This is a genomic window from Clostridium sp. 1001275B_160808_H3 (genome assembly GCF_015550425.1).
GTDB lineage: Bacteria > Bacillota > Clostridia > Clostridiales > Clostridiaceae > Clostridium.
This window is the reverse complement of sequence record NZ_JADNAT010000002.1, coordinates 99,972-115,415: the sequence shown is the minus strand read 5'-3', so window position 1 is coordinate 115,415 and position 15,444 is coordinate 99,972. Positions and strand designations below refer to the sequence as shown.

General features: G+C 27.5%; 14 protein-coding genes and 1 pseudogene. 1 reads left to right on the top strand and 14 read right to left on the bottom strand.

Going from position 1 to position 15,444, the window contains the following annotated elements; genetic code table 11:
* Positions 1–222: 222 nt before the first annotated feature.
* The 14 genes and pseudogenes from I2A75_RS02490 to fliB all read right to left on the bottom strand — a co-directional run bounded on the left by I2A75_RS02490 (position 223) and on the right by fliB (position 14,418).
* On the bottom strand, positions 223–1,734 hold the full coding sequence (locus tag I2A75_RS02490; RefSeq protein ID WP_195262891.1) for a response regulator: 1,512 nt from the start codon (positions 1,732–1,734) through the stop codon (positions 223–225).
* Positions 1,735–1,992: 258 nt separating this feature from the next.
* Positions 1,993–2,988 (bottom strand): oligopeptide/dipeptide ABC transporter ATP-binding protein, encoded by a 996-nt coding sequence (locus I2A75_RS02485; protein WP_195262890.1) that lies wholly within the window; start codon positions 2,986–2,988, stop codon positions 1,993–1,995.
* Between the two features lie 3 nt (positions 2,989–2,991).
* Positions 2,992–3,969 carry an ABC transporter ATP-binding protein gene (locus tag I2A75_RS02480; protein ID WP_195263009.1) on the bottom strand — a complete coding sequence of 326 codons (978 nt, stop codon included), beginning with the start codon at positions 3,967–3,969 and terminating at the stop codon, positions 2,992–2,994.
* Positions 3,969–4,925, bottom strand: coding sequence for an ABC transporter permease (locus tag I2A75_RS02475; RefSeq protein ID WP_195262889.1), 957 nt, complete (start codon positions 4,923–4,925; stop codon positions 3,969–3,971). Before I2A75_RS02475 ends, I2A75_RS02480 begins: the two co-directional genes overlap by 1 nt.
* Positions 4,926–4,951: 26 nt before the next feature.
* Complete coding sequence (locus I2A75_RS02470) at positions 4,952–5,941, bottom strand: ABC transporter permease (RefSeq protein WP_195262888.1); 990 nt, start codon at positions 5,939–5,941, stop codon at positions 4,952–4,954.
* Positions 5,942–5,971: 30 nt separating this feature from the next.
* Positions 5,972–7,687, bottom strand: a complete 1,716-nt coding sequence (locus I2A75_RS02465; RefSeq protein WP_195262887.1) for an ABC transporter substrate-binding protein — start codon at positions 7,685–7,687, stop codon at positions 5,972–5,974.
* A 192-nt stretch (positions 7,688–7,879) separates the two neighbouring features.
* On the bottom strand, positions 7,880–8,845 hold the full coding sequence (locus tag I2A75_RS02460; RefSeq protein WP_195262886.1) for an alpha/beta hydrolase-fold protein: 966 nt from the start codon (positions 8,843–8,845) through the stop codon (positions 7,880–7,882).
* A gap of 52 nt (positions 8,846–8,897) precedes the next feature.
* Positions 8,898–9,338 (bottom strand): DUF3237 domain-containing protein, encoded by a 441-nt coding sequence (locus tag I2A75_RS02455; protein WP_195262885.1) that lies wholly within the window; start codon positions 9,336–9,338, stop codon positions 8,898–8,900.
* Positions 9,339–9,355: 17 nt separating this feature from the next.
* A complete protein-coding gene (locus I2A75_RS02450; RefSeq protein ID WP_195262884.1) occupies positions 9,356–9,562 on the bottom strand; it encodes a hypothetical protein in 207 nt (68 codons plus the stop codon).
* 400 nt (positions 9,563–9,962) lie between these two features.
* Positions 9,963–11,108, bottom strand: coding sequence for a toxic anion resistance protein (locus I2A75_RS02445; RefSeq protein WP_195262883.1), 1,146 nt, complete (start codon positions 11,106–11,108; stop codon positions 9,963–9,965).
* A gap of 27 nt (positions 11,109–11,135) precedes the next feature.
* Positions 11,136–12,296, bottom strand: coding sequence for a 5-bromo-4-chloroindolyl phosphate hydrolysis family protein (locus tag I2A75_RS02440; protein ID WP_195262882.1), 1,161 nt, complete (start codon positions 12,294–12,296; stop codon positions 11,136–11,138).
* A 205-nt stretch (positions 12,297–12,501) separates the two neighbouring features.
* A pseudogene (locus tag I2A75_RS02435) lies at positions 12,502–12,733 on the bottom strand (NUDIX domain-containing protein).
* 129 nt (positions 12,734–12,862) lie between these two features.
* Entirely contained in the window at positions 12,863–13,177 is a 315-nt protein-coding gene (locus I2A75_RS02430; protein ID WP_195262881.1) for a nucleotide pyrophosphohydrolase, read from the bottom strand.
* A gap of 92 nt (positions 13,178–13,269) precedes the next feature.
* A complete protein-coding gene (gene fliB, locus I2A75_RS02425; RefSeq protein ID WP_195262880.1) occupies positions 13,270–14,418 on the bottom strand; it encodes a flagellin lysine-N-methylase in 1,149 nt (382 codons plus the stop codon).
* Positions 14,419–14,791: 373 nt separating this feature from the next.
* Here fliB and I2A75_RS02420 point away from each other — a divergent pair, with 373 nt between their 5' ends.
* Positions 14,792–15,331 carry a hypothetical protein gene (locus tag I2A75_RS02420; protein ID WP_195262879.1) on the top strand — a complete coding sequence of 180 codons (540 nt, stop codon included), beginning with the start codon at positions 14,792–14,794 and terminating at the stop codon, positions 15,329–15,331.
* Positions 15,332–15,444: the final 113 nt, after the last annotated feature.

Sequence of the window (15,444 nt, the reverse complement as noted above, 5' to 3'; positions counted from 1 at the left end):
ATCTTAATTTACTTTAATTTCAAATTACACCTCCCATTCTTTATATAACTTCTCACATTTTCATATTATTTTTCACATAGTTCACAATATATAGTAAACGATTAAATAAAACATTGTACAACCTAATGGTTTAATTATTCAAACTAGTATTTCAAATAATAAAACATGATATTCAAACTGATTCTTGTAATTTATTATATAAATATTTCGGCATTGTTGTAGTTACTTTATCTTCTTATAATTTAAAGGACTTATACCTACATACTTTTTAAATTTATAATAAAAATAATCAATATTTTTATAACCTACCTTTTCACATACTTCATATACCTTCAATTTATCCTCAACAAGTAATTTTTTAGCTTGTTCTATTCTCACATTATCTAAATAAGTATTAAAATTTTTACCTGTAGTATCTTTAAATAATTTGCCTAAGTAAGAGCTGTTATAATTAAATATTTCTGCTAAATCCTCTAATTTTAAATCTCTATAATATTTGCTATCTACATATTTGATTATTCTTTTAATACCTTTACCCTTAAAGTTACTTGCTACATATTTTGAAATATTCAAAAATTTATCTATTAAAAACTTAATAACTTCATTTAAGCTATTCTTACTATAGATTTCTTCAATAATTATTTTATTATCCATATCTAATGGTTCTTTTACATTATAGTTTGATATAATATTATCTTTTAATTGAATATAGTAAGTAGTTAGTAAAGCCTTTATTTGTTCTTCTTTATAATTCTTTTCTAATATAATTTTTTCTAGTAATAAAAAGCTTTTCTTTATCTCCTCTACTTCACCTATTTCTATATAGCTATATAAATTATTAATTATTTGTTCTTCAGTAATTGAGGTATTAATAGTATTTTTTATCTTATCCTTATAAATAATGCCTTGATTAAGGTATAAATACTTCTTATTCATTAACTCTTTAGCACTTTCATATGAATGATTAATTTTATTAATATTACTAACTTCTTCTCCTATTGTAATAAAAAGATTTTCTTTCATCTCTTTTTCAATTTGTATTTTCATTTTTTTTAATAATGAATAAATCGATTCAATACTTTTGTCATAAAATATTATCGCAACTCTATTTTTAACTCTAAAAACATTAGTATTATTGCCACTTAAATTTTCTTCAACTGACTCTTTTAAATCAATTATATCATCATTATCAAATTTATTTTTATCATTAGATATTAATGCTACATATAAGCTTTTATTATTTATAGAATTTAAGATTTCCCTTGCTTCTTCTAAATAATTATTTAAGCAGAGCCTTACTAAAGCGTATTCTTTTATCAATTCAAGTTTTCTTCCAATATTTGTATTTATATTTATTTTATAAAAAATTTCTTTTCTTACTTCATTAACTACCTCAAGTAGCTCATCTTTATCTATTGGCTTTAATAAATAAGATTTTGCTCCATATCTCATAGCATTTTTTACGTAATTAAATTCAGAATACTCACTTACTATTATAAATTTTCCTAAAAACCCTTTTTTCTTTACATCTCTTATAATATCTAAGCCTGATTTTCCATACATTTTTATATCCATTAATATTAAATCTGGCTTTAAATCACAAATCTTTTCATAAGTATCATAACCATCAGTACCTTCTCCACATATAGTAAATCCACATTCATTCCAGTTAATAATATTTTTTAATTCTTTTCTTACATATGGTTCATCATCTGCTATAAGTACCTTTAGCATCTTATTCTCCCCCTCTTATTGCTGGTAAAATAATAACACCTTTGCTCATAAAACCTATCTCATTATCTTACATATTAATATTATATAACATCCAATATTACCATAAAATATAAATTATATAAAAATATTCAATTACTTTTCTGAATAATTAGTGTAAGCTATTTTGCTAATAAATAAATCCCAGAGTCTATCCTCTAGGATTTATGGAAAATAATTTTTATTCTAACAAAAAAATTTCATAAGAAACCATTTTCAAAACTAACCATGGATACATCTAATAAATTGTCCAGGCTCCACTTCTCTAGCTTCTGGACATTCACTTGCGCAAATTTCCTTTGCTTCTGGACATCTAGTTCTAAATGGGCATCCCTTACTTTCAGGAGTCCACTGTCTTATTTCTGTATCTTTATCTCTTATAACTGGTAAATCAATCACTCCTTCTCTTTCAGGATCTGGAGCTGCTGCTACAAGAAGCCTAGTATATGGATGCTTTGGATTGCAAATTACTTTATCTACATCTCCCCATTCAACCATATGCCCCGCATATAATACTATTATTCTATCTGCAAAATATCTTGCTGTAGCAATATCATGAGTAATATATACAAAAGATTTTTTCATTTCTTTTTTTAGTTTATTTAATAAGTTTAAAACTCCAAGTCTTATGGATACATCAAGCATTGAAGTCGGTTCATCTGCAAAAATCACATCAGCTCCCACTGCTAGTACTCTTGCAATATAAGCTCTTTGCTTTTGCCCACCAGAAAGTTGATGTGGAAATTTTTCACCTTGATCCTTAGGTGGAGTTAATCCAACCATTGTTAGATATTCATCCATCTTTTTATACATTGTCTCTTCATCAGAAGGATGATAAAGCTCTAAAGGCCTTTTAAGATGATAATATATATTGTGTAATGGATTTAAAGATGAAAAAGGATCTTGGAAAATCATTTGAGCCTTTTGTCTATAATTTTTAAACTTTTCACCTTTTAATTCATGAATATTTTCCTTTTCAAAAAACATTTTTCCAGAACTTGGTTCATAGAATTTCATTGCAATTCTACATAATGTAGACTTTCCACAACCTGATTCTCCAACTATTGCTAAAGACTCTCCAGGATATAAATCAAAAGATATATCATTTAAAGCACGGATAGTACTTTTCTTTGAAAAGAAGCTTTTTTTAGCAACTTTAAAATCCATTGTAACATTTTTTACACTAAATATTGGTTTTACTAATTTTTGTTCTTCCATATCTTATCCTATCTCCTTTACCAATTCTAATGGATTGTGACAGAAGAAGAATTCATCATCTTTTGAACTTCTTTTTGGTTCTTCTTCAAAGCATATTTTAGTTGCTTTAAAACATCTGTCTTGGAATCTACATCCTTTAGGAATACAACTTAAATTTAATGGTGAACCAGGAATTCCTTCCATGTATTCTATTTCACCTTGCAATGAAGGGAATGAATTCTTTAATCCATAAGCATATGGATGTTGTGGATTCTTTAATATCTTCTTTGAAGATGCTTGTTCAACAATTTCCCCTGCATACATTATTGCTACTGTATCACAGAATTCCATCATTAAACTAATATCATGAGTAATAAATAAAATTGAAAAATTAAATTTTTCCTTTAACTCATATATTTTTTGTAGTATTTCTCTTTGAACTACGGTGTCTAATGCTGTAGTAGGTTCATCTAATATAAGAAGCCTTGGTTTTAAAGCCAATGCCATGGCAATTACAGCACGCTGTCTCATTCCACCTGAAAATTGATGTGGATAATCTCCTAAACGATTAGCTGGAATTCCTACCACTTCTAGAAGCTCTTCTGCCATCTTTCTTGCTTTTTTCTTATTTTTAGTTATTCCATGGGTTTTATAAAGTTCAAAAAACTGATTTTCAAGAGTAACTACTGGATTTAAACAGTTCATAGCTGATTGGAACACCATACTTATTTTATTCCATCTAAAATCTTGCAATTGATTTTCTGATAAGGATAAAATATCTTTTCCATCCATTTTTATTTTTCCACCAGTGATAAGTGCTGGAGGTCTATGCAATCTCATTAATGAATAGGCAATAGTACTTTTACCACAACCTGATTCTCCTGCAAGTCCTAAACTTTTTCCTTCTTCAATAACAAAACTTACATTATCTACTGCTCTTATATGTCCTCTTTCTGTTATATAATCAACACAAAGATTTTCAACCTCAAGTATTGCTCCCATCACTTAAGCCCTCCTTCACAAGTAGTAATTCCTGAGAACCCTTTCTTTAATAATCTTTCTTGATTCTTCTTTTCTTTATAGTATTTTCTCATAATCCTTTGAGCTCTTAATTTTGGATTAGATACCTCATCAATAGAGAAATTAATTAGTGTGAGTCCAGCTCCAAATAATATTACAAATACACTTGGTCCAAGTATCTCCCACCATACACCACTATTTAAAGCACCAGTACTTTGGGCATTATTTAACATTTGTCCCCAGGTTACTGACATTCTATCTCCAAAACCTATAAATTCAATAAAAGACTGTGCCATAATAGCGTATATTACAGTTCCTATAAAGCCTGAAGTTATCATGGATAACATATTAGGCATTATTTCAACAAATAATATACGAATTTTAGATTCCCCTAAAGTTTCAGCCGATTTCACAAACTCTCTATTTCTTAAACTCATAGTTTGTGCTCTATAAACACGAGCTCCCCAAGGCCAAGAAGTAACACCTATAATAATTCCAATTGCTAGAGGAGAAATTTTCCCTATCATTGAAGCTATTATTAATAGTAATACTGTTTGTGGAATAACCATAATTATATTTATTGTAGTTGTGATACTATTATCTACTACCCCACCAAAATAACCTGCAGTAATTCCAACTATTAAACTTAAAACAACCGCAATTGCCCCTGCAAAAATTCCAACTGATATGGATACTCTTCCACCATATAAAGTTTGAGCCCATACATCTTTACCTGCTTGTGTGGTTCCAAGAATATGGTCAGATGATGGAGCTACACGCCATAATCCATCAAATGTTTGCATAGGTTCATATGGTGTAAATAAGTTCGCTCCAAGAGTTAATATTAATACAATAAATATTAAAACCACTCCAACAGTAGTTTTAGGAGACTCCTTCAAAAAATTAACTATTTTAGAATTAAATAATTTCTTTACCATATTGCAACCTCATACCTTCCTTATAATTATTCTCCTGATTGTCTTCTAATTCTTGGATCAAGAAGAAAAACACTCATATCTGCAATAAAATTAGCTGACAGCATCAAAATAGTAGTCATAAGTAAAATACCCTGCATTAATGGATAGTCTCTACCATTAATAGCCTGAATCATTAACTTTCCTAATCCTGGATAGTTAAATATATTCTCAATAAGTAGTTGCCCACCAAGTAAAAATCCAACTGACATTGCAAATGAAGTTACTACTGGTAACATAGCATTTCTTGCACAGTATTTAAACATAATCTTTTTATCAGGAACGCCTTTTGCAACTCCCATCACTATATAATCTTCACCTAATTGATTTATCATATTAGCCCTCATACCCATTATTCCACCAAAACCACTTAAAATAATAGCAGTTACTGGCAAGAAGGCATGATAGGAAACATCCTTAATATATTCAAAACCTTTGGCATATAATAATGGAGTTACTGCATACCCCTTAGGGAAAACTCCAGTATAAGCCAATGTATAACTTAGAGTTAATGCAATAATTACAGCAGGAATATTTGCCATAATTTGTCCACCAACTGTTAACGTTGTATCTAATCTACTTCCTCTTCTCCATGCAACAAATATACCTAAAGCCGTATTAATAATAAATGATAATATTAATGCTGTTCCACATAAAAATATTGTCCATCCTAATGGTCTTTTTATTACCTCAGTAACAGGATATAGGTTATTTGTAAAGGAAACTCCCCAATCACCTTTTAATATATCAACAAAGTTTCTAAAATAAGTTACTATTAAAGGCTCATTGCTATTAATTCCAAACATTTTTTCAATAGCTTGTATAGTGGCTGGATCTACTTTACCACCTTGTTGTGCAAGCTCTCCTAATCTCATTTGGACTGGGTCTCCTGGCATAAGACGAGGAAGAAAGAAGTTTAGCGTAAATGCTCCAATAAATGCCATAAAATAAAACCATAATCGTTTTAAAATATATTTCATCTTTCTCCTCCTCTAATATTAATTAATAATTTATTTTACTGGCTCTAATTCCATTAATTGTAGTATTTTAGAGTCATGTATGCAGTTAGCTGGGTCTGGACCTTTACCTTCTTCTGTTGTCCAACCTGTAAATCTAGCATCACTATAAACATTCCACTTACCATTGAATAATATTGGTACACTAATCATATTTTCAGCAAAGAATTTTTCAATTGTTTCAATTATTTCAGCTTGTCTTTCTTCCGTTGCTATTGGTAACTCTTCTATTAAAGCTGTCATTTCATCATTTTTATAATTATTTTGACAAGTTGACCACCAAGTACTTGTTAAGAATCTTGATTGATCACCAATTGTGTCAAAGTAATACTTCCATATATTTGTATTTTGTCCATAAGCTGTATACAACATATCAAAGTCACCAGTTCCCCATGCTTCAGTAACAACTCCAAGCTCTTTAGGTGCATTTGTAGCATTTATACCAATTTTTTGTAAATCTTCTGCAACTATTTGTGCTCCTGCGTTCCAATCTGCCCAACCTGCTGGTGAAATTATTTCAAATTTAATTGGAGTTCCATCTGGATTTTCTCTGAATTTATCTCCATCTTTATCTACAAAACCTGCTTTATCAAGAATTTTTTCTGCTTCAGTTAAATCAAATTTAGTATATGGATCTGAAAGTGCTTTTGCTTCTTTATTTATATAAGATGACAACATTGATGGTAATCCAGTAACTGATGGTACCTCATCACTTAAGTAACCAAATGCTGCAGAATCATTAATAGTTTTTCTATCAGTTGCTAAAGATACAGCTTTTCTAAAATCTACTGATTCAAAAGCTTTCTTATTATTTTCATTTTTAGTCATATAGTTAAAGCTTAATCTTAAACCATCATTTTTGCCGTACCAATATTTTTTATGAGCATCACCTTTTACATAAGTGTTTTCAATATCTGGAATCATAATATAAGCCCAGTCAATATTTCCTTCTTCTAATAATGCTAAGGCAGCATCATTTCCATCAAATTGTGGTATTCTTAATTCATCTACTTTTAAATCATCAGCCTTCCAATAATTTTTGTTTCTTCCCAAAACAACCATTTCAGGAGTAAAATCTTTAACTTCTGAGAAAGATCCTGTAACGACTGGATTTTCTACTACTGCTGTTGCTGGATCTGAAATTTTAGAGAATATATGCTCTGGAACCATCCAAGTTTGTGTAAATATATCTTTTCTATTAAACACATTAGGCTTTGAAACTACAATTTTAACTGTATAATCATCTACCTTTTCAACTGATTGTAACTTTGGATTATCTCCGTTCCAATTACCACTTGTATCTATCTCTGGTTTATCTTTTGAATAAGTGTATGTGAATACAACGTCATCAGCATTGAAGTCTTCTCCATCACTCCACTTAACATCTTTTCTTAATTTTACTATAAGAGTTTTGTTATCTTCTTCACTTTTAATATCTTCAGCTAACCACATTACTTCTTTTCCACCATTATTTGCATCAAAAATAACTAATGGCTCGTACATAAATCCTTGAATAAATTGAGTTGGCTTATTGTATGGATTAAAGTTTCTTACCCATCCTTGTGAAGATTCCGCTAAAGTTGTTAATACTACTGGTTTTTCATTTTCTCCACCTTTGCCATTATCTCCTCCACTTGATTTACAGCCTATTAATAGTCCTGTAGCAACAACCACTGTACAAATAAGGCTAATGATTTTTTTGACTTTCATACTCTCATCCCCCTAAATATTTTTGTAATTAACTTTTATGATATTTAATAATTTATCAGTATACCTTTACATTGAATTCGTTTTAAATCGTTTTCAAGAGGTACTACTATGATAAATTTTATATCAAAACTATTTATAAAAACACCCTAGAGATTCTAGATATTTTCCTATATAGATTCTAGATATTTTATATTAATTAAATAAATCAGGAAGTATATTATAAATAAATTGGTTAATCCAATGCCAATTATGTATGCCACCATGACCCACAATAAAATAAAAATTTCCTTCTTTCAAATCTGATGAATAAATAAAACTATCCTTTAATTCTCTCATAGCATCTATTTGAGGCTTCATATTAGGATAAGCAATATCCAAATCTCCTGAAGCGCAAAGTAAATAATAGCCCTTTGGAGCATAGCCAGAATCTTTTGCAACTTTTGCTAAGTATTCAGCTGTTTCTTTTGCCATATTACCTTCAGCTTTTTGAGCTAATGCCCAGCAGTCACCACTTAATGGTATAAAATATTTAAAATAATCTAGACAGTTTATAAATGCATACCAAGTAGTAACTGAACCCATAGAAAATCCACCAAAAGCTCTATGTTCACGCGACGCCTTCAAGTCCTCTTTATTAGCTGATGATGTATAAGTATTATATTTAGTTTCTACAAATGGAATCAGATCATTAATCAATTCATTATGAAAATATTTAGTTTCAATTATAGGAAGTGAATGATCAATTGTTTCAACATGACAAAGTTCTTCATCATTTTTCAAATCATTTTTAACACCATAAAATGTAGGTGTAACTACAATAAGAGGTTTAATATCACAATTAGCAATCATATTATCTAATATATTCTTTAACTCTGTATTTTTACCAGGCCCTCCAAATAGTAAATTCTCATCTTCTCCACCACCATGCATTAGATATAGAACATTATATTTTTTATTCTTATCTGTAGCTTCATATTCATATGGAAGATACAGATTCAAGTGTTTAATATTATTACTCTTTTCTAAGTCTTCTACCTTATACTCTAACCTTTCTATAGTCCCCTGTTTTTTATTCTCAATTCTATATTCCTCTGGAAGAATTTTAAAATCCTTATCCTTTAATGAATCTTTTATTATTTCATAATAATCATTACCCATACAAATTTCCCCTCATTATATTTTTTTGCTTATAATATCCTTTATAATTTATTTATCTAAGTTTATATACCTTTATTGACACAATACTTTTTTCAAAAAAATTTACATCCAATGAAGCAACAAATACCCCAGTATTCAAATAGCTGTAATTACTATTTTCATCAACTTTAAATTTAGGTACAGTCTTAATAATTTTCCCCCTCGCCATATCATCTAGATAGCCTTCATTTTCAACAGATATAAATATATTATCCTCGGTTTCAATTGTATATTTAGCAAAAGCATGTGATAAAGTTTCACTTTTTCTTGTATTCCAATCTGCACCACCAGGTAATACTTTACCCATTACAAATACTCCATCATTATTTAAACATTTAAAAGTTCCTCCTGTAATTGGAATAATATTAAGATATCCATTTAATCCATTACCTACAGTCATAGAATTAGTAATTTCAACCTCTAATTCCATAGCTAAATCAGCCTCTAAAAACATTTTTAATTCCTCCCCTTTTATTTATAATTATATATAAAAAATATAAACATTAATTTAAAGCCTTTACTTAATGTTCCTATTACTTTATAATACTTCTCTTCTTCACATACTGATTCTTTAACATAATTTCTTGTTTCCTCTTTTGAAAGTTTTGAGTAATCTCGCTTTTTACCAATCCCATCCGAGTATTTGTATTCGTTGTCATTTTTAATGATAATAGACATAACTTCATTACATTATACTGAAGAAATTATATTTACAGAAATCCCACCCGTAAATCCCCCTATTTTTTTACATTTTATTGCCATCACTCGAGTGAATCCCCCGTTAAATGTACATATTTCATAAACTCAACCCTTTATTATTAAATTTTGAAATACTTTAATTATATTCTTCAGTTTATAATTTAACAATCATAATAAAACATTTATTTCCTACTATTATATTTATAACCAATGAAATGCTAAATAGAAAGCTACCACCACTATATTCCTATGCCTTGTAAATAAAAAAGAGAAAGTGCAAATCCTACCTGAATTTATACTTTCTCGCTACTGAATTTTTTTTATTTTATTATAGATCTTAAAATTTTCAAAAACTTTTTCACTTAATTTTCTAACTACATTAATATTTAAAATCTAAAAGTTTATTTTTTAATTGATCCTCAATATTTTTTAATTCTAACTCAGCTTCTCTACGCTTTTGGCGTCCTTCTGTTTGTATATTAAGTATTTCGTCAAGAGTTGAAATTAATGATTCATTAGTCATTTTAAGAGTATCAATATCAACAATTCCTCTTTCTGCTGCTTTGGCTGTTTCTATAGTTGAAGTTTTCAATATTTCTGCATTTTTACGTAAAAGTTCATTTGTCATATTCGTTACTTCACTTTGAACCTTTGCAGCATTAGTAGAATGAGCAACTCCAAGAGCTAAAACTATTTGACTTTTCCAAAGTGGAATAGTGTTTACAATTGTTGATTGTATTTTTTCAGACATTAATGAGTCATTATTTTGAATCAAACGAATTTGAGGAGCCATCTGAAGAGAAATCATTTTTGTTAATTCTAAATCATGAATTTTCTTTTCAAAGCGATTGCAAAGTGAAATAAAGTCATTTACTTCTTGAGCATCCTGAGGAAGACCACTATTTTTTGCTTTTTCTTGTAGTTTAGGCAGCTCTTCTTTTTCCAATATTTGAAGCTTCTTTTTTCCAGCTAATATATACATAGAAAGTTCTTTAAAATATACTTTATTTATTTCATACATCTTATCTAGCATAGCAATATCTTTTAAAAGCTGTATTTGATGCTTTTCAAGGACATTACACATTTTATTTATATTATCCTCTACCTTATCATATTTTACTTTCATTTGATTAATCTTATCTTTGCCTTTTTTAAAGAAACCTAAAATACCTTTTTTCTCTTCTGACTCTTCAAAGTTCTTTAACTCAAGAACTACATTGGAAAGCATATCTCCAACTTCCCCTAAATCTTTAGTTTTCACATTATTTAATGCTGTTTCAGAAAAATCAGAAATTTTCTTTTGGGCTCCTACTCCATATTGTAAGATAGAATTTGAGTTATTTATTTCTATCTTCTCTACAAATTGATCTACCATCCTTTTTTCTTCTTCTGTTAAATTGATATCCTCAATTATTTTTTCTTCTACTTTTTCTTCCTTTACTTGCACATCAAGAGCTTCATCTTGAAATGCTTCAAATGTCAATTCTGGTTTTATACTAATAGGTTCCTTAAATTCATCACTCATTTTAAATTCCTCCCTTTTACTTTAAGCTTATTTCTTAAAATCTTCCTCTGTTAACCCCTCTTGTTTAAATAAAGTCTTAAGAACAGATATATCTGTAGAAATATCTAAAACAACATCTTCATATAAATCATCTAATAAATTTTCAAAAGCAGTTTCTATAATATCTATGCTTTTTTCAATTTCTACTTTAGCATTTTTAATATTTTCACCTTGAACTAATTGATTGCTTAAATCTTTATAAGAGTTAATAAGTTTAATTGTAATAGGAAGATAATGATTTATAAATTTATTAACTTCTTGAATCTTCTTAGGATTTTTTTCAACATAATTAAGAATCTCATTTGCAATGTTTTGTAATTTATCAAGCTTTATGGCTATTTCCTCTTTATAAAGCACATTCCTTGTATTTTTTATTTGTTCAATATATTTTCTTCCCATTTCAATTGTAGAATTTAATTCTTCTTGTTCTGAATCATCTATATTCTTATTTAATTCTTCTTTTTTATTTAATTCTTCTTTAGCTATTTGCTGTTTTTTTAGATTTAAATAATCTCCATAAACATCATCATTTAACATAAGATAAGTTTCTTCTTCATCGATATGCCCTTCTAAAAACATACCTAAATTAATCATCTTCTCTAAATCCTTAATAACAAAGGATTCTTTTTCTTTTGCAAATCTAGCTAAATCTTTAATTAAGCAATAACTATTATCTTCAATAAATCTTACATACTTTTTAAATCTTCTAAGTCTTTTCCTTATATTTATTCCTCTTAATAATAACACTAGGCTTATTGCAAAGAATATAAATATAACTGTAAATCCAACAAAAGCATCGGTTATAACCTTAGTAAAAAAGGACATAAATATTAAACACATCAATACTAAAAATCCAAAAATTAAGCTTCCTATTAATCCAAAGATAGTATAAATAATTCCTGATACAGTTCCAGCTGGCCTTTTGCTAATATATGCTGATATATCATTTTTAGGCTTTTTATTTAAAACTCTATATTTACTTTCTACTTTGTCATTATATTCTTTTAGCTTTGATTTAAATTCATTTAAAGTGTCCTCTGTTTTATTACTAATATCCTTTTTTAAATTGACAAAATCTATAGCATCAAGTGCACTTTTTACTGTAGATACAATTTGGTCTTCTAAATCAGAAAAATCCTTCCTATCCATGGTCTTGCCTCCTGATTATTTTATTATAATTAAGATAAATTCGTAGTTATATTATTCATTTCTTTATTATAATATTTTAGATTTATTATATCTTATTATTAAAACAATTACAATTTACAACAATTGTATATTGTTATAAATATTAAAATAAAAAACTATACTAGCATATAAGTACTATCATAGATTTTTCCCTAATAATATTAACTTAATAAACTCCTACTAGCATTTCAACTACCTCCACATCTGCTGGAACCCAATTTTGTGATGATAATTCTTCTTTTATTTCTCGTATTAATGCTTCTTCTTGTGATTCCCCATTTTCTATCTTTCCACCTGGGAATTCCCACATATCTTTAAACTCACCATAGCTTCTGTGCGTTATAAATATCTTATCTTCTTTTTTTTATTATTGCTGCAACAACTTCTATTACCTTCATATCTTCCATTTCCTCTTATAAATATTTGTAGTTACCACAAATTTAATTATGATAACTACATTTTACTTTAAATAATTTTCAAATAACACAAGTAAATATTATACTAAGTTACCATCTAGACCCTACAAATTAAAGTTCCGTGTACTTTTTACTTGTTCCCTTAGCTTTTTCTACTGGGTATTTCTTTTCATTTTTATCCATTTTTCTATTCATTATGTCTTCTATATCAACCCCTAATGAATCCGCCATATGTAAGCAATAAATCATAACATCTGCTAATTCTTCACATACTTCTTCTTTATTGTGATTATCATCCCAAAGAAAATGCTCCAATAATTCTCCTGATTCAATGCTTATTGCCTTTGCTAAATTAGCTGGTGTATGAAATTGTGACCATTCTCTATCATCTCTAAATTTTCTTATCCTTTTTCTTATTTCTTCCAATTATATTATCTCCCTTCTTAACCTTTGTGTACTATTTTTTTTACTTATATAAAATTAAGATTTTCTTTGATAACTTTTTTAATTATTTCTATTTAAATTACAACTAATGAATATATATAATCAAATTCCAATATTTCACTTCCAAAAATATCTAATAAAAATTCTATTACTGCATCAGAGTTATTACCTATAATCCTTGAAAAAATTACAATATAATCTTTTACATCTTGGCTACTAATATTTTCTTTTATATTAATACAATATCTTAAAAATATAGCATGCCTTATAAATAAATATTCCAATATAATCATTTCAAAAGAAATAATCATTTCTTCTAAATCTTCACTAACACAACTACTAAAAACTTTTGATACAATACAGTTTTCAATTAATTTATCATATTCTTTAAATAAACCCTTAAAGTCATTCCAATCCTTAAAAATCTTTTCTATATTAGTTTCTTTAGTAAATTTATAAATATCATTTAGCGCTTCTTTGAAAATAGAAACATTTCTATAGTTTTCTATTATATCTATAAATAATGAATTTATTTCTTTCAAATATTTTATACTTTCTTTATTTTCATAGTCTTTAATTTTATTTAATTCTTCTTTTATATAATTTCTAGATTTATATTTATCTAAAAACTCTATTAAATTATCATAAGTTAAATCATCACTATCAAACATATTAAAAAGCATATTATAGGAAAGGATAAGCTTATCTTCTATTCTTATTTCATCTTTTTGAATTATATTAACTAAACTCTCTCTTATTTTTAAGCATCCCAAATCTTCAACATAAGATAGGGAATCATTAGACTCTATATACGTCTTTTCTTTCATATCACTAATTATGTTAACTACCTCAGGACAAGAGCAAGATAAAGTAAGCTCTCTCACATCTTCAAATTCATTTTCTATTCTAGGAAAGTTCTTGCAAGTTAAAGATAAATTTTCATCACCATGATTTATAACTATATTACATAGCCCTTCATTGCTTAATAAAGGACATGCTCCCTTTGTTTCCTTCTTAATTAAATAGCTATTTTCTCCATTGCTTTTTATAAACCTTACATTATCTAAAAGATAATTAAGATCATCTTTTTCTCTCCACTTATTATAAGTGTTAGTATCTACATTTATATCCCACCCCTTACAACAAGTGAACCTACATTTATCTGCTGTACACTTAAATTTTTCATATTCTTTTATCTTCAAAATATTTTCTATTTTCTTCATATAATAACTCCAAATTCAAATTTAGTTTTGATGTATTTATTGTAATAGACTTCTTTTAACTTTATTGCTTTAAGAGCTCTCTCCTTTGTTTGATTTCTTCCTGCTATTTATAATTTTAAATGTATTTTATACATAATTAATTGCTAAGCTCAGCAATATCACCTAAAAATTTATTAATGTAATCTCCTCCCAATAAGTATTTTAATATTATATCATTTATTCATTGTCTTATGCTAATCTGTGATACACATACAAATTTAATATCATATTCATATATATTATTTAATCTTCTATGAAAGATAATATTATTAATCTAGTACTTTTTATTAGATATTTAATATAATAAATATAATCACTTTTATTGAGGTAAAATATGAATTTTAATGGTTGGGGAAATTTTGAAGATTTATTAAGATCTTGTGGTTATAATAATAACAATAACAATAATACTAACAATGACAATAATACTAACAATAACAATAATAATACTACTGGATGTAATGATATACCACCAGGTCCATTCCAAACTCTTCCACCAGAACTTTTTGCAATAATAGGTGAAATAATTGGTAATATAATCGCTGGAAATATTCCTTTTAATATTCAAAATCTTATTGGAAACTGGTTAGAATTAGTTGGTCAAGTTATTTTAGTATTTAATGCTCAACAACAATATTTCGAATCAGGGCCAGGTAGATATTATGACCCAAAAAATTATAATATTAGTAATCCTTTTTGTAGTAATAATTCTACAAGCACAAATGGAAATACTTCAAGCACATCAGCTTCTTCTAGTACTAATAGTTCAAACAGTAATGATATTAACATATCTAAAATAGAAAAATTAGAAAAGCAAATAGAAGAATTAACAAAAGAATTAACTGAAATCAAAACTTTATTAAAAGAAAAATAAGAGGAAGTATCATTTATTTTGGTACATCCTCTTATTGATAATTTATAATTATTAAAAATAATTTTATTTAAAGATACCTTAACCTAAAACAATCTCTAAAGTCCTTATTTAAA

Bases quoted from the DNA above. Each gene is read 5' to 3' on its own strand.
- I2A75_RS02450 (WP_195262884.1), bottom strand. From the start codon at position 9,562: ATGTCTATTATCATTAAAAATGACAACGAATACAAATACTCGGATGGG.
- I2A75_RS02440 (WP_195262882.1), bottom strand. From the start codon at position 12,296: ATGGATAGGAAGGATTTTTCTGATTTAGAAGACCAAATTGTATCTACA.
- I2A75_RS02485 (WP_195262890.1), bottom strand. From the start codon at position 2,988: ATGGAAGAACAAAAATTAGTAAAACCAATATTTAGTGTAAAAAATGTT.
- I2A75_RS02420 (WP_195262879.1), top strand. From the start codon at position 14,792: ATGAATTTTAATGGTTGGGGAAATTTTGAAGATTTATTAAGATCTTGT.
- fliB (WP_195262880.1), bottom strand. From the start codon at position 14,418: ATGAAGAAAATAGAAAATATTTTGAAGATAAAAGAATATGAAAAATTT.
- I2A75_RS02475 (WP_195262889.1), bottom strand. From the start codon at position 4,925: ATGGTAAAGAAATTATTTAATTCTAAAATAGTTAATTTTTTGAAGGAG.
- I2A75_RS02480 (WP_195263009.1), bottom strand. From the start codon at position 3,969: ATGGGAGCAATACTTGAGGTTGAAAATCTTTGTGTTGATTATATAACA.
- I2A75_RS02445 (WP_195262883.1), bottom strand. From the start codon at position 11,108: ATGAGTGATGAATTTAAGGAACCTATTAGTATAAAACCAGAATTGACA.
- I2A75_RS02465 (WP_195262887.1), bottom strand. From the start codon at position 7,687: ATGAAAGTCAAAAAAATCATTAGCCTTATTTGTACAGTGGTTGTTGCT.
- I2A75_RS02470 (WP_195262888.1), bottom strand. From the start codon at position 5,941: ATGAAATATATTTTAAAACGATTATGGTTTTATTTTATGGCATTTATT.
- I2A75_RS02455 (WP_195262885.1), bottom strand. From the start codon at position 9,338: ATGTTTTTAGAGGCTGATTTAGCTATGGAATTAGAGGTTGAAATTACT.
- I2A75_RS02490 (WP_195262891.1), bottom strand. From the start codon at position 1,734: ATGCTAAAGGTACTTATAGCAGATGATGAACCATATGTAAGAAAAGAA.
- I2A75_RS02460 (WP_195262886.1), bottom strand. From the start codon at position 8,845: ATGGGTAATGATTATTATGAAATAATAAAAGATTCATTAAAGGATAAG.